At 69.5% G+C, this 14,992-nt stretch carries 18 protein-coding genes; 6 read left to right on the plus strand and 12 right to left on the minus strand.

Features of this window, described 5'->3' with window-relative positions; all coding sequences use genetic code 11:
- Window positions 1–14: 14 nt before the first annotated feature.
- The 3 genes from EHF44_RS21325 to EHF44_RS21335 all read right to left on the minus strand — a co-directional run bounded on the left by EHF44_RS21325 (window position 15) and on the right by EHF44_RS21335 (window position 2,502).
- Window positions 15–1,433, minus strand: coding sequence for a selenium-binding protein SBP56-related protein (locus EHF44_RS21325; protein ID WP_124685702.1), 1,419 nt, complete (start codon window positions 1,431–1,433; stop codon window positions 15–17).
- 215 nt (window positions 1,434–1,648) lie between these two features.
- Window positions 1,649–2,248, minus strand: coding sequence for a BON domain-containing protein (locus EHF44_RS28995; protein WP_124685703.1), 600 nt, complete (start codon window positions 2,246–2,248; stop codon window positions 1,649–1,651).
- A complete protein-coding gene (locus EHF44_RS21335; protein ID WP_124685704.1) occupies window positions 2,245–2,502 on the minus strand; it encodes a hypothetical protein in 258 nt (85 codons plus the stop codon). Before EHF44_RS21335 ends, EHF44_RS28995 begins: the two co-directional genes overlap by 4 nt.
- A gap of 137 nt (window positions 2,503–2,639) precedes the next feature.
- Between EHF44_RS21335 and EHF44_RS21340 the strand changes: the two genes are divergently transcribed.
- Complete coding sequence (locus EHF44_RS21340) at window positions 2,640–3,221, plus strand: DUF4142 domain-containing protein (RefSeq protein WP_124685705.1); 582 nt, start codon at window positions 2,640–2,642, stop codon at window positions 3,219–3,221.
- A 94-nt stretch (window positions 3,222–3,315) separates the two neighbouring features.
- On the opposite strand, the gene EHF44_RS21345 is transcribed toward EHF44_RS21340, so the two are convergent.
- From EHF44_RS21345 to EHF44_RS21360, 4 genes are all read right to left on the minus strand, one after another.
- The gene (locus tag EHF44_RS21345; RefSeq protein ID WP_124685706.1) at window positions 3,316–3,699 is read right to left on the minus strand and encodes an NUDIX hydrolase; all 384 of its coding nucleotides are present in this window, start codon (window positions 3,697–3,699) and stop codon (window positions 3,316–3,318) included.
- Between the two features lie 207 nt (window positions 3,700–3,906).
- A complete protein-coding gene (locus EHF44_RS21350; protein WP_124685707.1) occupies window positions 3,907–4,416 on the minus strand; it encodes a CinA family protein in 510 nt (169 codons plus the stop codon).
- A 27-nt stretch (window positions 4,417–4,443) separates the two neighbouring features.
- A complete protein-coding gene (locus EHF44_RS21355; RefSeq protein WP_124685708.1) occupies window positions 4,444–4,665 on the minus strand; it encodes a DUF2188 domain-containing protein in 222 nt (73 codons plus the stop codon).
- A gap of 112 nt (window positions 4,666–4,777) precedes the next feature.
- Window positions 4,778–5,368 (minus strand): HD domain-containing protein, encoded by a 591-nt coding sequence (locus EHF44_RS21360; RefSeq protein ID WP_124685709.1) that lies wholly within the window; start codon window positions 5,366–5,368, stop codon window positions 4,778–4,780.
- Window positions 5,369–5,622: 254 nt separating this feature from the next.
- On the opposite strand from EHF44_RS21360, the gene EHF44_RS21365 reads away from it, so the two are divergent.
- Window positions 5,623–5,949 (plus strand): hypothetical protein, encoded by a 327-nt coding sequence (locus EHF44_RS21365; protein WP_124685710.1) that lies wholly within the window; start codon window positions 5,623–5,625, stop codon window positions 5,947–5,949.
- A gap of 204 nt (window positions 5,950–6,153) precedes the next feature.
- Complete coding sequence (locus EHF44_RS21370; RefSeq protein ID WP_124685711.1) at window positions 6,154–6,492, plus strand: cupin domain-containing protein; 339 nt, start codon at window positions 6,154–6,156, stop codon at window positions 6,490–6,492.
- A gap of 60 nt (window positions 6,493–6,552) precedes the next feature.
- Here EHF44_RS21370 and EHF44_RS21375 read toward each other — a convergent pair whose 3' ends face one another.
- The 5 genes from EHF44_RS21375 to EHF44_RS21395 all read right to left on the minus strand — a co-directional run bounded on the left by EHF44_RS21375 (window position 6,553) and on the right by EHF44_RS21395 (window position 11,209).
- On the minus strand, window positions 6,553–7,101 hold the full coding sequence (locus tag EHF44_RS21375; protein ID WP_124685712.1) for a thioredoxin family protein: 549 nt from the start codon (window positions 7,099–7,101) through the stop codon (window positions 6,553–6,555).
- A 72-nt stretch (window positions 7,102–7,173) separates the two neighbouring features.
- Window positions 7,174–7,593: an organic hydroperoxide resistance protein gene (locus EHF44_RS21380; RefSeq protein WP_124685713.1), complete on the minus strand. Its 420-nt coding sequence runs from the start codon at window positions 7,591–7,593 to the stop codon at window positions 7,174–7,176.
- Window positions 7,594–7,665: 72 nt separating this feature from the next.
- On the minus strand, window positions 7,666–8,211 hold the full coding sequence (locus tag EHF44_RS21385; protein WP_124685714.1) for a copper resistance protein CopQ: 546 nt from the start codon (window positions 8,209–8,211) through the stop codon (window positions 7,666–7,668).
- Between the two features lie 947 nt (window positions 8,212–9,158).
- Complete coding sequence (locus EHF44_RS21390; protein ID WP_216644006.1) at window positions 9,159–10,469, minus strand: ATP-binding protein; 1,311 nt, start codon at window positions 10,467–10,469, stop codon at window positions 9,159–9,161.
- Entirely contained in the window at window positions 10,466–11,209 is a 744-nt protein-coding gene (locus tag EHF44_RS21395; protein WP_124685715.1) for a response regulator, read from the minus strand. The genes EHF44_RS21390 and EHF44_RS21395 overlap by 4 nt, the downstream gene beginning before the upstream one ends.
- A 227-nt stretch (window positions 11,210–11,436) precedes the next feature.
- Between EHF44_RS21395 and EHF44_RS21400 the strand changes: the two genes are divergently transcribed.
- From EHF44_RS21400 to EHF44_RS21410, 3 genes are all read left to right on the plus strand, one after another.
- The gene (locus EHF44_RS21400; protein WP_124685716.1) at window positions 11,437–13,224 is read left to right on the plus strand and encodes a cytochrome c biogenesis protein DipZ; all 1,788 of its coding nucleotides are present in this window, start codon (window positions 11,437–11,439) and stop codon (window positions 13,222–13,224) included.
- A 105-nt stretch (window positions 13,225–13,329) separates the two neighbouring features.
- Window positions 13,330–13,719, plus strand: coding sequence for a hypothetical protein (locus EHF44_RS21405; protein ID WP_124685717.1), 390 nt, complete (start codon window positions 13,330–13,332; stop codon window positions 13,717–13,719).
- Window positions 13,720–13,902: 183 nt separating this feature from the next.
- Window positions 13,903–14,946 carry a DUF1254 domain-containing protein gene (locus EHF44_RS21410; RefSeq protein WP_423194005.1) on the plus strand — a complete coding sequence of 348 codons (1,044 nt, stop codon included), beginning with the start codon at window positions 13,903–13,905 and terminating at the stop codon, window positions 14,944–14,946.
- Window positions 14,947–14,992: the final 46 nt, after the last annotated feature.

Genomic DNA, 14,992 nt, shown 5'->3' on the forward strand with positions numbered 1-14,992 from the left:
CTCCCAGCTTGCGGTCAAGCGTGCTCCGGCGCCTGCACCGACGTGTAGCAGAACGAATCGGTCGAGCAGTCGCCGCCTTCGAGCCGGATCTGATGCGCGCGATAGCCGTCGGGGAACGTCACGCGAAACCTGTCGTCGAGCGTCAGCCCGCCCTCGGGGCCGGCATGGGCCATCACCTGCGTGCCGGGCACGCCGTCGGGGTAGAACTGGTCGTCCCAGGTGGAATAGAGCGAATTGGTCCAGTACACGCGCCGCCCGTCGCGGCTGATCTCCACCATCTGCGGGCCGCCCGCGAATGGCTGGCCATCGGGATGCGGCGTGCGCCGGACGATGCCGCCCACGTGCACCGATCCGGTCTGCCGGGGCTTGCGCGGGTCGCTGACGTCGTACTGGCGCATCTCGCCCGTGCCCCAGCACGACACGTACAGGAAGCGGTCGTCGAGCGACAGGTCGATATCGGTCACCAGCGGCGGCACGGCGCCAAAGCCCTTGAGCAGTGGCGGCAGGTCGTCGGCGGCAGCCGGCTCGGGCGGGATCGTCGCGGTCTTTTCGATATGGAACTGGCCGCCCTCGCGCCACCACGTCCAGATCGAGCCTTCCAGGTTGGTCGTGTCGACCACCACGCCAACAAAGCCGTACTCGCGCACGGGGTCGTGCGCGGGACGCACCTCCAGCGCCATCTGGTGCTGCGCGCCAAGGTCGATGGTCTGCACGTTGCGCCGCGCGCGCAGGTCCCAGAAGTGCAGCCGGTGGCCATAGCGGTTGGCCAGCAGGTCTTCGGGCACCAGCCCGCGCTCGAACTGCGGCGGCAGCGCCCATTCGCTCGACACCATGTAGTCGCGCGGCAGGTTCCACCAGAAGTCGTAGTGCTTGTCCTGCGGGCCGCGGTCGATCTCCCAGCGGCCCAGCACCTCGAATGTCTCGCAGTCCATGATGAAGATGCCCGGCGCGCCGTCGGTGCCGTCGGGGCCGGCGCCGCCCAGCGTGCTGACGTAGATGCCATCCGGGCCGCAATGCACGGTGTGCGGGCGCGAATAGCCGGTCTTGCGGAACACTTCCTCGGGTTCGATGACCTTGTGGATGCGTGCCTGCGTGGGGTCGGGCCGCGTATCGACGATGTAGATGCGCGAGCTGCGCATGCCCGGGATGACCAGGTAGCGGCGCTGCAGGAAGGCGTGGCCGGTGAGCGGCGACAGCGCCGACGAGCACGCATTCCAGCCGAAGTGGTGCAGCTCGTCGCCCCTGGCCGTCATGGGTACCGTGTGCACCACCTGGCCGTAGCGCGGCGATGCGGGATTGACGTCGATGACCGCCAGCGCGTCGGGCTGCGACGCATCGGGGCTCAGCAGCAGCGTGTAGGCGTGGGTTTCCGCCGGGGCCTGCATCGCGAGCCGCGGCGATGCATGGAAGGTCGGATCGGGCCGCAGGTCCATGGTGAGGTCTCCTCGGGAACGCGCAGGGGCGCGTGCCTGAGTAGCCTAGGTCGGCGTACCGGACACGTCAAAGGCTGCGCCTGCCAAGCGTAGGCGCACGGAAGGCCGCCGCGAACGAAGATCGCGGCATATCGATACGCGGGCCGTGGCGTCCCCCGGGGGCCTGCCACTTCACCGCCTGCCACTTCACCGGCCACGCGGGCCGGTAACAGGTGTCAGGCTGGCTTGCCGTCGGGCCGGGTGGGCGCGTCGGGATCGGCCAGTTCCTCGGGCGTCGGCTCGGCCTCGCTCTGCCCGGCCGTGCCGGGCTGGTCGGCCTGCCCCGGCTGCCCGGTCAGGCCCGGTTCGCCGGGCTGGCCGGTCCAGCTCGTGTCCTGCGTGCCGGGCACCACGCGGATGTCGTTCTCGACGTCCTTGACGCCCGACACCATCGCGGCGATGTCCTCGATCCGGTATTTCTGCTGGCGTGCCGGCACAGTGCCGGTCAGCTTCACCCATCCATCGGTCACGTTCACCTCCACTTCGCGTACATCGACATGGCGCGCATGGGCCAGCCGCTCGCACAGGTCCTCGCGGATCCGTTCGTCGCTGCGGGTGTAGCCCTTGGGCCCACCCAGCCCGCGGCCGGGGCGATAGGCGGCGGCGCCGTCGTAGCGGTCGCCGTCGCGGATTTCGTTGGGATAGCCACCGTCGATGCCCCAGCCGGCGCGCCCCGTGTAGCGCATCTGCTCCATGCGGCGCGGATCGCCGCCGTAGCCGCGCGGCGGCTGGCGCAGGGTGTCGAGGTAGCGGTCATCGGGCGGGCCGCGCCTCATGGCCGCCCCGCGCCCTGCTTGCCGGACTTGCCGGACTCGCCGCCCGCGTCCTTGCCCCTGGACGGCTCCGCCGCGCCCGAATCGGCCTGGTGCTGGGCACCCGGGTCCTCGTTGCGGAAGCCGCCGTAGCTGCTCTGGCCCGGATCGGCGCTGCGGCTCTTCACCTCGTCGGCGCGGCGGTCGGTGCGCACGCCGGGGTTGGTGGGCGTGTCGGTGGGCTTGGCGTCGCCGCCGGTGCGTGGTTTGCTCGACATCACAATCTCCCAGAAAGCCTGTCTGCGGAACCGCGCGCAAGCATCGTGCCTGTCTGGCGGGCATGCGCCGTGGCGGCCACCGGCATGTCCCTTGCGTCTTGCGTGCCATGGATACCTACGATCTGCGGAGGCCGATCATGCGCGCACAACTTTCCCGCCTTTCCCGCCATGTACGATCCGGCGGCGCCTGGCTTGGCTGCGTGGCCGCCGCGGCATCGCTGCTGATGCTGGCCGCGCCGGCCCAGGCGGCGCCGCTGTCCGACAAACCCGGCACCGCGCTGGCCGGCGACGCCGACGCCATGTTCCTGCGCAAGGCCGCGCTGGCCGGATCGATGGAGATCCAGGCCAGCACGCTGGCCGAAAGCCGCGCCAGCAGCCCGGCCGTGAAGGCGTTTGCCGCGCAGATGCTCAAGGACCATCGCGCGGCGGAGGCCAAGCTCAAGCAGCACGCGCAGCGCCTGGGCGTGCAGGTGCCGGCGTCCCCGCTGGACAACGACAAACAGGCGCTCGCCAGGCTCGGGCAGCTCAAGGGTGCCGATTTCGACCGGGCCTACGCGCAGCAGATTGGCGTGGACGCGCACCAGGACGCCGTGGCGCTGTTCCGGAAGGCCGTGGACGACACCAAGGACGACGGCGTCAAGGCGTTCGCGCGCGAGACGCTGCCCACGCTGAACCACCATCTTGAGATGGCCCGCCAGATGGCCGGCCAGGTGAAGTAGCCGAGGCACGCCGCTTCACGTGCCGGTCCGGCCGATTGCAGATCGTGCCGGGCATCGCGCACACCCGGTGCAAAATCTGCCCGGCCCGGGGCGCCTAGTCGACGTTGCAGAGGAAGTACTGCGAGACGATGGCCCGCGTGGTCGGGCTGGTGTCCAGGTGGTCCAGCCCGTCGGGCGAGGTCCATTTCACGTGCTTGATCTCGTTGCGCGGCTTGGCGTTGGCCGACTTGCCGACCGTGGCCGCGAACACGTGGTGGACCGTCGTCGCCCCGATGAACTGGAACGCGGCCGTCATCGCCTTGGCCTCCAGCGCGGTTTCCTCGCGCAGTTCGCGGCGGCCCGTGTCGATCAGCGGCTCCTGGCTGTCCGGCCGCCCGCCCGGCAGCGCCCAGCGCGCGCCGTCCTTCGACACGAGCAGCACCTGACCCGCGCGTACGCAGATGACCGTGGCTCTGATTTTTGGTTTGAGGAATGGCATGTCGGTCGTGGGGGTGCGCGTTGCCTGGTGCATGGTGCCGGGGCCCGTGATGCGTGGTTTCCACTATAGCGACGGCCGCCCGCCGCCCGCTTGCGCGTCAGCCCGGCCGTTGCTGTGCGGAACGGTGAATTTCCGGACACGCGCGCAGCGTGCGCCGTGGCGCCCGCCACGGCAATGGATTGCCATCACGAAGCACGCGCCATGCCACTAGGGCCGCCCGGCCGCCATGGCGAGCGCATGATAGTGCGAAATCCGCTCCAGCGCCCATTCGGACGCCGCCTTGCGGATTTCCGTGCGATTGCCGCTGAAGCGCCGCGTCTCGGTGTACTCGCGCACCGTCTGGGTCTTGCCCGGCAGGCGGAACAGCCACGCGAAGCACTGGGTGCCGGCCGGTGTGCCATCGGGCGCGCCATCGTCGGCCACGCCGGTGTTGGCCACCGCCACGTCGGCCTGGCTGATGCGCATCACGCCGCGCGCCATCGCCAGCGACACCGCCTCGCTGGTCAGCCCGTGGCGCGCGATCAGGTCTGGATTGACGCCCAGGATCTGCTCCTTGGCATCGGGCGAGTACGCGACGATGGCGCACTTGAGCGTGCCGCCGCAGCCGGGCACGTCAGCGATATGCGACGCGATCAGCCCCGCCGTGCACGACTCCGCCGTGGCCAGCCGCAACTGCTGGCGCTGCAGGAACTGCGCTGCCTGTTCAGCCGGTTGCATGATCGACCTCCCATTCGCGCGGGCCAGCTATCCCTTGATCGACCGGGGATCGTGCCCGAACGAGTTGCGCGAGCGGATCTGGCCGTCGCGGCCATGGATGAACAGCTCCGACTGGTTGCGCCGGGCCAGCTCCGTGGCCGCCTCGATGGCGTCTTCCTGCGTGGCGAACAGCTTCCGGCCCGCCGGGGTCCTGGCCTCTTCCACGGCCCAGCCTTCGGGGGCGGGCACCACGTGTACGTCCTTGCTCATGGGGTCACCTCTGGATGTTTGTCACATAGCGTACTTATTCACCCAAAGCGCCCCGCGCGGTAGTCGGCCGGGGTCTGACAACCGTGTAGGCCAAATGGCGATCGGCGCCGCGTCAGTGGTCGGCGCCGCCGGCAAAGTGCTGCCGCACCAGCCGCGCGGCCTCTTCCCACAACACCGGCGAGCCGCGCTCGATGGGCGGACGGTAACGCGCTGCGGCCTGCGCCTCAGTGACCTGCATCTCCACCCACGATCCGCCGCCCGTGGCCGCGTTGTGCAGCAGCGGCTGGAAGCGGTCCACCGCCTTGGCAAAGCGCGCGTCGGCGCTCTGGCCGGCCTCGAACTCGTCCCACAGGCTGCGGAACTCGGCGGCCTGGGCGTCGGGCAGCATCCCGAAGATCCGCTCGGCGGCCAGTTGCTCGCGCGCGGCCTGGGCGGCATGCGCGGCGGTGTCGTGGAACGGCACGTCGCCGGCGTCGATCTCGACGATGTCGTGCAGCAGCAGCATCTTCACCACGCGGGTCACGTCGACGGGCTCGGCGGCATGCTCGGCCAGCACCAGCGCGTACATGGCCAGGTGCCACGAGTGCTCGGCACTGTTCTCGCGGCGCGACTGGTCGATCAGCGGCGTCATGCGGATCACGCGCTTGAGGCGGTCGATCTCGCGCAGGAACTGGAGTTGGCGTTCAAGGTGGGAAAGGTTCACGGTCAGGACGGACAGCTACAGGGGACGCCCGAAGTCTAGCAGCGCCCCGGCGGCGCGGCGGGTGTCGGCCCCGGCCCGGCAGGCGGCGTGCGCGCTGTTGGCCATCGCCCGACACCGAGGGCCCGGATCGGCCCCGGGAGCGGCATGCCCGGCACTTCAAGCGGCCGTTTGATGGTGGTACGGCTCGTGCGTTATAGCCCCCCGAGCGCGCCAACGCGCTCGTTGCCTTTCTACCTGTTTTACGGAGTGTTGCCATGTCCCGCAGAGTTACCGCTTTCCACCTTTTCACCGCCATCGTTGCCCTGGGGCTGACCGCCGGCGCCGCCCACGCCGCGTCCCCGCGCGGCGGCACGCCTGCCGGCGAGCTGTACGGCTACAGCTACCGCGTCGACACGCGCGACGTCTACACCGATGGCGCCCGCAGCGGCCAGTTCGACCCGTACAGCGAAGGCGCGCGCAACGTTGCGCCGGTCACGCGCGAGCGTGACGACGACCGCTCGCTGTCGGGCATGGATCGCCGCGGCGTGTCCGCCGAGCCGGCGCGCACGGTCGACGTCTACACCGACGGCGCCGCCGCCTGAGGCCCCCCCCCGCGCGGCCGTGCCCGACCACCGGGCGTGGCCGCGCCTGCCCCACGCCGACGATGCCGCCCCGGGTCGACATACGCTGCCTTTGCCACACTCGCACTGGGCCGCGGGCATCGTTTGGCCATAGACTGAAAGCTACCGCGCGCAGCCTGGCGCGGCTGTACAACCAGCCAATCCCCACCCAGCGAGCGAAGCACCATGTCGATTCCCCACCTGTCGTCCGGCCAGACCGCCAGCGTGCTGCCGCTGGGCGCCAACCTCAAGAACACCCCCACCACCGCGCTGTTCAAGGCGCCCCACATGGAAGTGGCACGCCTGGTGATGCTGGCCGGCAAGCAGTTGCCGCCGCACGCCGTGGCCGGGCCGCTGACGATCCAGTGCATCGAGGGCGAGATCGAGGTCGCGCTCGACCACGGTTCGCAACGGCTGCGCGCGGGCGACCTGATCTACCTGGCCGGCAACGTCCGGCACGACGTGAAGGCGCTCAGCGACGCGTCGCTGCTGCTGACCATCGTGCTGCTGGACGGCCCGCGCTAGCCACGCATCCACGCAAGAAGGGGCCCCGCAGGGCCCCTTGCCATCGCGCCGTGGCCCGCGCTACGGCGCGGCGCGGCGTTCGGCCAGCAGCTTCTGGATGGCGGCCTCGGTTTCCTTGTAGCGGCCCTCGCCATAGTGCTGGTAGACGATGCGGCCGTTGGCATCGATCAGGTACAGCGCCGGCCAGTACTGGTTGCGATACGCGGACCACGTGCCGTAGGCGTTGTCCTGCGCCACCGGGTAGCGGATGTCGTACCGCTTCAGCGCCGCCTGCACGTTCTCGGTCGATTTCTCGAACGGAAACTCGGGCGTGTGCACGCCCACCACGACGAGCCCCTGGTCCTTGTACTTGTCATGCCACTGCTTGATGTACGGCAGCGTGTTCACGCAGTTGCCGCAGGCATAGGTCCAGAAGTCCACCAGCACCACCTTGCCGCGCAACTGCTGCATGGTCAGCGGGGTCGTGTTCAGCCAGTTGTTGATGCCCACGAATTCGGGCGCGGCGCCCTGGTCGCCCACTTTCGGGCTTTCGGCAATCGCGCCGGTGCCGAAGGTATAGATCGCGGCGATGCCGATGGCGGCAAGCATGGCGCGGAGTACGTTACGCATGATTCGGGGGCCTTTCTGTAAGGTCGGCGCCCCGCCGCCTGCCTGGGCAGGCCACGGGGCACGCGGGGCGGGTCAGACCAGTTCGGTCTCGATGTGGACGTTGCCGTGCAGGGCCTTCGAGTACGGGCAGGTGCGGTGCGCCGTTTCCACAAGCTGGCGCGCCACGTCGCGGTCCACGCCGGGAATGTGCACGCGCAGCCGGGCCTGCAGCAGGAACTCCACGCCGGCCGTGCCGAGGTCGACTTCGGTATCCACCGACAGGTCCTGCGGCAGTTGCACCTTGGCCTTCGACGCCGCGATGCCGATGGCGCCGATGAAGCAGGCGGACCAGCCGGCAGCCAGCAGCTGCTCGGGGTTCGTGCCCTGGCCCTTGCCGGCGAAATGCGAGAGCTGGATATCCAGCTTGCCGTCGCTGCTGCGGGCCGATCCGTCGCGGCCACCGGACGTGACGTGGACCTTGCCGGTGTACAGGACTTTTTCGATGCGGGTCATGGTGCTTTCCTTTTCCTTCTGTTGCAGGGGTTGAGTCAGGGTTTTCAGGGTCGATCGGGGGCGGATGCCGCCTCAGGCGTAAGCGCCGTCGAGGTACGGATCGGCGCTACGGGCCGGGGGCGCCGAGACGCCGGTGCGGTCCATGCCGGCCACCGTGTGGGCGCCGTCGTAGTACGGGCTGCGCGGTTCCTGCACCGAGCGGGCGCCTTCCGAGTACGGGTCGCGCTGGTCCTGCACCGAGCGGGCACCATCGAGGAACGGATCGGCCGAGCGGACCAGGGCTACCGTGCGGGCGCCGTCGTAGTACGGGCTGCGCGGTTCCTGGACCGAGCGGGCGCCATCGTAGTAGGGGCTACGCTGGTCCTGCACCGAGCGGGCACCATCGAGGAACGGATCAGCCGAGCGGACCAGGGCTACCGTGCGGGCGCCGTCGTAGTACGGGCTGCGCGGCTCCTGCACCGAGCGGGCGCCTTCCGTGTACGGGTCGCGTGCTTCGGTGGCGGAACGGGCGCCTTCGGTGAACGGGTCGCGGGCACCGAGGACGGAAGCCTGTGCGCCAGCAGCGGCGGCAGCGAGGGCAACGGCGAGGACGAGGCGTTGGGCGAGAGTCTTGGACATGATCGGTTTCCTTTTGGATAGCGGTTTGCGGTATGAGTCGGGGTTGTGCCGAAGCAGCGTTTTCGCCTTGTCGTTGTTGCGTTGCGCTGCCACGGAACGTATTTAAGGCGCCCGACGTATCGCGCCCGTAGCGACTTCACGGCCGTTCTGTCAGGGCACGTATCGTCGCGGCGCGTTGATACAGTCGCGTACAAAAAGGGGGGAAGGACGGCTGGAAGGCGGGTGGCCGGGCCTGGGCAGGCCGGGTGGGAGGTGCTGCTGGGAGGGCTGGGAAGGGATGACGCAGCGAGCGCGGCGTCAGGAAGTGCGGTTTGCTCCGCGGCTGGGGGGTTGCGCTGCTTGGCGGCCAACATCGCGATTTGAACCGCTGGCCCTCACCCCCAACCCTTCTCCCGCAGGCGGGAGAGGGGAGCAAGACACCGGGATGTCGAGCTCGCAGCGGAATTCCAGCGATGGTGGTCTCCCCTCTCCCGCAACGCGGGAGAGGGGCTGGGGGTGAGGGCGTTGAGGCTCTGCTTGCCGACCAACATCGCAAGTTGAACCGCTGGCCCTCTCCCCCGACCCCTCTCCCGCAAGCGGGAGAGGGGAGCAAGACATCGGGACGTCAAGCTCGCAGCCGAATTCCAGCGATGGTGGTCTCCCCTCTCCCGCAGCGCGGGAGAGGGGCTGGGGGTGAGGGCGTTGAGGCTCTGCTTGCCGACCAACATCGCGATTTGAACCGCTGGCCCTCTCCCCCGACCCCTCTCCCGCAGGCGGGAGAGGGGAGCAAGACACCGGGATGTCGAGCTCGCAGCCGAATTCCAGCGATGGTGGTCTCCCCTTTCCCGCAGGCGGCAGAGGGGAGCAAGACACCGGGACGCCGAGCTCGCAGCCGAATTCCAGCGCAAGCGGCAAAAGGGGAGCAACCCCCGGAACTACGAAACAAAGGCAGACGTCCTGCCGCCCAGCTAGGCCGCCAGCCGTATTTCCGCTGCCAGGCCGCCGCCATCGCGGTTGCGCAGGCTCAGGGAGCCGCCGGCGGCTGTCACGAGCTGGTGGGCGATGGCCAGGCCCAGTCCGGTGCCGCCGGTTTCGCGGTTGCGCGAGCCTTCCAGCCGTACAAACGGCTGCAGCACGGCGTCGAGCTTGTCTTCGGGGATGCCGGGCCCGCGGTCCATGATGGCGATGACCACGGCGCCCGGTTCGCGGCGGACGCCGACTTCCGCCGCCCCGCCGCCGTATTTGATGGCGTTGTCGATCAGGTTGGTCAGCACGCGCCGCAGCGCGTTGGGCCGCGTCAGGATGGCGCCGCCCGCGTTCTGCACCACCGCCACGTCCTTGCCGGTGTCCTGGTAGTCGTAGACGAGGCTTTCGACGAACGATCCCAAATCCACGCGCGACGGCGGCTCGCCGTCGCCGCTGGCGCCGCGGGCGTAGGCCAGGCCCTCGCGCACCAGTGTCTGGATTTCGTTCAGATCGTTGACCATCTTGCGCTTTTCCTCGGAATCCTCGGCCATCTCCGCGCGCAGCTTCATCCGCGTGATGGGCGTCTGCAGGTCATGCGAGATGGCGGCCAGGATCTGCACGCGCTCGGCCACGAAGTGCGCAATCCGGCCCCGCATCGCGTTGAACGCCCGGGCGGCGCGCGCCACCTCGGTCGGCCCGTCCTCGTCGAGCGGCGCCGACTTCACATTGGGATTCATCGCGTCGGCGGCCTCGGCCAGCGCGACCAGCGGGCGGATCGACAGCCGCACGGCGAACCAGCAGCACAGCACCAGCAAGGCCAGTTGCAGCACCAGCACGTAGGGCAGCCATTCGGCGATGGGTGTCATGCGCGGATGCACGTCGATCGTCAGCGGGCTGCCGTCGGTCAGCGTCAGGTGCGCCTGCAACTGCTTGCCGTCGCCGGGAATCGATTCCACCGTGACCGGATACCGCGTGCCCGTGGCCTCCATGATCCGCTCGGCGATGTCCTTGCCGCGCTGGGTCATTTCCGGCACGCCCCGCGCCCCGGGGCCCAGGATGTACTGGTAGTTGCCCCGGTTCACGCGCGGCAGCCACTGCGGCCGTTCGGCGGCCGGAATCCGGTCGAGGATGGCGACGGACGTGGCCACGTCGGTTTCGAGCGTGCCCAGCATCACCTGCCGGGCCGACATGTAGCGCTCGGAGAACAGCACCGCGATCGACATCAGGTGCGCGACGATCAACCCCGTCAGCAGGATCAGGAACAGCCGGGACCCCAGCGTATGGGGCCAGTGCCAGCGGCGGCGAGTGCTCACTGACGTGCCTCCGTGATTTCAACGGGCATCGAGAACACGTAGCCCTCGCTGCGCACGGTCTTGATATAGGCCGGCTCGCGGGCGTCGTCATTGAGCCGCTGCCGCAGCCGGCTGACCAGCAGGTCGACCGAGCGCTCGAACATGTCGGCCTCGCGGCCCTGCGTCAGGTTCAGCAGCTGGTCGCGGTTCAGCACGCGCTGCGGATGGTCGACGAACACGCGCAGCAGCCGGTACTCGGCGCCGCTCAGCGCGACGATGGTGCCTTCCTTGTCGATCAGGTGGCGCGCCGTGGTGTCCAGCTGCCAGTCGCCGAAGGCCAGCAACTGGCCGGCCTCGGTGATCTGCAGGTTCGGCGGGAGCATGCGCGTGCGGCGCAGCACGGCCTTGATGCGCGCCAGCAGCTCGCGGGCCGCGAACGGCTTGGTCAGGTAGTCGTCGGCGCCCATTTCCAGGCCGATGATGCGGTCGGTCTCGTCGTCGCGGGCGGTCAGCATCAGGATCGGCGTGGCCTTGTGCTTGCCGGCGCGCAGTTCACGGCAGAGCACCAGGCCGTCGTCGCCGGGCATCATCACGTCCAGCACGATCAGGTCCACCGTGTTGGCCTCCAGGAACTGGCGCATGTGCCGGCCGTCGGGCGCCATGGTCACGCGCAGGCCGTTCTTGGTCAGGTAAGTGGATACCAACTCCCGGATTTCCCGATCGTCGTCAACGATCAGAACGTGGTCTACGTGCGATTCCATCAGCGTCACCCCTGGTAATTTGTTCTTGGCGAAATGTGAACGATCCGTCTGTTGGCGTGATTGTATGGGCGGCCGCCGGTTTCCGTGTATCGCAATGTATCTGGGCGCGCGGGCCCCACAAAGCCATACAACTTTGCCGTTCGGCGACACATTTACGGTAGATCAGCGGCGTCTCATTGGGGCATGCCAGATTGCTGGCCCGACATCCTTGCCGAGAGGACCCGACCATGACCCTGCTGATCCTTGCCTACCTGGGCGGCGCGCTCACCATCCTGAGCCCGTGCATCCTGCCCGTCCTGCCGTTCGTGCTGAGCGGCAGCGGCCAGCCCTTCCTGCGCGGCCGCCTGCCGATGCTGGCCGGCATGGCGCTGACCTTTGCGGCCGTGGCCACGCTGGCGTCGGTGGGCGGGGCCTGGGCCGTACGCGCCAACGAGTACGGCCGCTACGCCGCGCTGGCGCTGCTGGCCGTCTTTGGCGTGTCGCTGCTGGTGCCGCGGCTGGCCGATGCGCTGACGCGGCCGGTGGTGGCGCTGGGCAACCGGCTGGCCGGCAACGGCACGGGCACCGGTGCCTCGCCGTGGGCGTCGCTGCTGCTTGGCGTGGCCACGGGCATGCTCTGGGCGCCGTGCGCGGGCCCGATCCTCGGCATCGTGCTGACCACGGCGGCGCTGCAGGGCGCCAGCGTGCAGAGTTCGCTGCTGCTGGTGGCGTACGCGGCCGGCGCGGCGACGTCGCTGGCCGCCGCGCTGGGCGTGGGCGGGCGGCTCTTCGCGGCCATGAAGCGGTCGATGGGCGCGGGCGAATGGCTGCGCCGCGGCCAGGGCGTGGGCGTGCTGGGCGGCGTGGCGGCCATCGCCATCGGCGCCGATACCGGCCTGCTGGCGCGGCTGTCGATTGGCGGCCCGGCCCGGCTGGAGCAGGCGCTGATCGAGCGGCTGCACAAGGACGCCGCGCCGGTGCGGCCGGCCGCCCCGGAAGTGGCCCAGGCCGGCCCCGGCATGCTGCTGGCGGCCAACGACATGAGCGCCGGCTTCGGCAGCCGCCTGCCCGTGGAAGGCCAGTTGCCGGCGCTGGACGGCGCCGTCCAGTGGTTCAACACGCCCAACGGCGCGCCCATCACGCGCCAGCAGCTGCAGGGCAAGGTCACGCTGGTCTACTTCTGGACGTACTCGTGCATCAACTGCATCCGCACGCTGCCGTACCTGCGGGCGTGGGCCGACAAGTACCCCGGCCTGACCGTGATCGGCGTGCACACGCCCGAGTTTGCGTTCGAAAAGCGCCCGGAGAACGTCCGCCGCGCGATTGGCGATTTCAAGATCAACTTCCCGGTGGCGCTGGACAGCGACTTCCGCATCTGGCGCGCGTTCGACAACAACTACTGGCCGGCCGCCTACTTTGTCGATGCGCGCGGCAACATCCGCCATCACCAGTTCGGCGAGGGCGACTACGCCAACTCCGAGCGCGTGATCCAGACGCTGCTGGCCGAGGCCGGCCAGCCGTCCGCGTCGCGCGACGTGGTGGTGCCGGACGCCCAGGGCGCCCAGGCCGCGCCTGACCTGCGCAACGTCCGATCGGGCGAGACGTACGTTGGCTACAGCCAGGCGTCGAACTTCGCCTCGCCGGGCGGTATCCGGCCCGATGCATCGCAGCGGTACGACGTGGGCACCCGCCTGCCGCTGAACCAGTGGGGCCTGACCGGCCAGTGGACCGTGGGCCCCGAGCAGGCCATGCTGGACCGCGCCGATGGCAGCATCCGCTACCGCTTCCGGGCGCGCGACCTGCACCTGGTGCTGGGCCCCGGCGCCGACGGCCGCGCGGTGCGCTTCGTGGTGACGATCGACGGCAAGGCGCCCGGCGCCAGCCACGGTGCCGACATCGACGCCAACGGCAACGGCGCGGTCACCGCCACGCGGCTCTACCAGCTCGTGCGCCAGGCCGGCGACGTGGGCGAGCACACGTTCGAGATCCGCTTCCTGGATGCCGGGGCGCAGGCGTACGCGTTCACGTTCGGCTGACGGGCGCCCGGCCCTGCCCGGCGGCTTTGACCGCGCGGCCCCGGGCATGGCAGCATCGCGGGGCGGACGCCTCCGCCCCCCCCCCGATGCACGACAGGAGCCTCAATGAACCGAATCCGGCCACTCATGATCGCGGCCATCTTCGCCCCGCTGCTGGCGGCCTGCGCCAGCGGCACCAGCATGGAATACCTGGAATCGCAGGACGGCAGCACGCTGCACTCCGACGCCAGCGTCGGCGACCTGGTGCTGTGCCTGAAGCAGAAGCTCGGCGACGACGCCAGCGTGCAGGCGTACCCCGAGCCCGGCAAGGTCGACGTGCGCGTGGGCTACGGCCATCGCGCCGATGCCGGCACGTCGTACCTGATCAGCCTGCGCGCGGCCCGGCAGGGCACCGACGTGGAGATCCGCAGCGCCGGCGACTGGCGTCCGATGCTCAGCAAGAGCCGCGTCACCGGCTATGTGCAGAACTGCAAGCCCGGCACGGCGGTACGCTGACCGCGCAGGCTCGGATGCGTCCGATGCCGGCTGGGCCGCGGGCCAGGCGGCCGGCGGCGCCCGCCAATTAAAAGGTTTCGGCGCCCGATCTGAGTCCTTTCGCGCGCGATGCCGGGCACGGCCGCGCTGCCGCATACTTGCCCCGCAAGTGGCCTGGCGCCACGCTTTGTGGAAGGCAAACCAGTGAACAGAAAGCAGATCGTCAATACCTTCGCGGGCCTGGCCCTGGCCGGTTTCGGCATGGCCCACGCGCAGGACGCAACCGCTCCCGCGACCAATCCGGTACCGGTCACCGTCGACAACTTCGTCCGCGCGGAATCGGATACCTACATTGCCAGCCTGGCCAAACAGGGCGGGCTCGGCAAGATCTACCACCGCCGCGAGCCGTCGTCGATCGACCGGCAGACCGTGATCCGGCTCAACCGCGACACGCTGTACTCGTCGGCCGTGTTCGACCTCGACGCGGGGCCGGTCACGATCACGATGCCCGATCCGGGCAAGCGCTACATGTCGCTGCAGGTCATCAACGCGGACCACTACGTGCCGGCCGTCTACTACGGCGCCGGCAAGCGCGTGCTGACGCGCGACAGCGTGGGCACGCGCTACGCCGTGGTCGGCATCCGCACGCTGGTTGACCCGAACAGTCCGGACGACGTCCGGCAGGTGCACGCGCTGCAGGACGCCATCCAGGTCACCCAGAAGTCGCCCGGCCAACTGGAACTGCCGAACTGGGACGCGGCCAGCCAGAAGAAGGTGCGCGAGGCCATCCTGGTGCTGGCGTCGACGGTGCCCGACTTCAAGCGCGCCTTCGGCAAGCGCGGCGAGGTGGACCCGGTGCGCCACCTGATCGGCGCGGCCGCCGCGTGGGGCGGCAACCCGGACAAGGACGCCACCTACCTGAACATCACGCCGCCGAAAAACGACGGCAAGACCGTCTACCGGCTGCACGTCAAGGACGTGCCCGTCAACGGCTTCTGGTCGGTCAGCGTCTACAACGCCAAGGGCTACTTCGAAAAGAACGCCGCCAACGCCTACACGCTGAACAACCTCACGGCGAAGAAGGATGCCGACGGCGGCGTGACGATCCAGTTCGGTGGCTGCGACGCCAACGCCAGCAACTGCCTGCCGATCGTCGAAGGCTGGAACTACACGGTGCGGCTGTATCGCCCGCGCCAGGAAGTGCTGGGCGGCAAGTACCGCTTCCCCGAGCCGCAGCCGGTTAACTGACGGACGACCGGGGCCCACGGCGCCACGCGCCACGACGAAAAAAGGC

The organism is Cupriavidus pauculus (assembly GCF_003854935.1).
GTDB lineage: Bacteria > Pseudomonadota > Gammaproteobacteria > Burkholderiales > Burkholderiaceae > Cupriavidus > Cupriavidus pauculus_C.

Coding starts and splice junctions, on each gene's coding strand:
- EHF44_RS21325 (WP_124685702.1), bottom strand. CDS start 1,433: ATGGACCTGCGGCCCGATCCGACCTTCCATGCATCGCCGCGGCTCGCG.
- EHF44_RS28995 (WP_124685703.1), bottom strand. CDS start 2,248: ATGAGGCGCGGCCCGCCCGATGACCGCTACCTCGACACCCTGCGCCAG.
- EHF44_RS21335 (WP_124685704.1), bottom strand. CDS start 2,502: ATGTCGAGCAAACCACGCACCGGCGGCGACGCCAAGCCCACCGACACG.
- EHF44_RS21340 (WP_124685705.1), top strand. CDS start 2,640: ATGCGCGCACAACTTTCCCGCCTTTCCCGCCATGTACGATCCGGCGGC.
- EHF44_RS21345 (WP_124685706.1), bottom strand. CDS start 3,699: ATGCCATTCCTCAAACCAAAAATCAGAGCCACGGTCATCTGCGTACGC.
- EHF44_RS21350 (WP_124685707.1), bottom strand. CDS start 4,416: ATGCAACCGGCTGAACAGGCAGCGCAGTTCCTGCAGCGCCAGCAGTTG.
- EHF44_RS21355 (WP_124685708.1), bottom strand. CDS start 4,665: ATGAGCAAGGACGTACACGTGGTGCCCGCCCCCGAAGGCTGGGCCGTG.
- EHF44_RS21365 (WP_124685710.1), top strand. CDS start 5,623: ATGTCCCGCAGAGTTACCGCTTTCCACCTTTTCACCGCCATCGTTGCC.
- EHF44_RS21370 (WP_124685711.1), top strand. CDS start 6,154: ATGTCGATTCCCCACCTGTCGTCCGGCCAGACCGCCAGCGTGCTGCCG.
- EHF44_RS21375 (WP_124685712.1), bottom strand. CDS start 7,101: ATGCGTAACGTACTCCGCGCCATGCTTGCCGCCATCGGCATCGCCGCG.
- EHF44_RS21380 (WP_124685713.1), bottom strand. CDS start 7,593: ATGACCCGCATCGAAAAAGTCCTGTACACCGGCAAGGTCCACGTCACG.
- EHF44_RS21385 (WP_124685714.1), bottom strand. CDS start 8,211: ATGTCCAAGACTCTCGCCCAACGCCTCGTCCTCGCCGTTGCCCTCGCT.
- EHF44_RS21395 (WP_124685715.1), bottom strand. CDS start 11,209: ATGGAATCGCACGTAGACCACGTTCTGATCGTTGACGACGATCGGGAA.
- EHF44_RS21400 (WP_124685716.1), top strand. CDS start 11,437: ATGACCCTGCTGATCCTTGCCTACCTGGGCGGCGCGCTCACCATCCTG.
- EHF44_RS21405 (WP_124685717.1), top strand. CDS start 13,330: ATGAACCGAATCCGGCCACTCATGATCGCGGCCATCTTCGCCCCGCTG.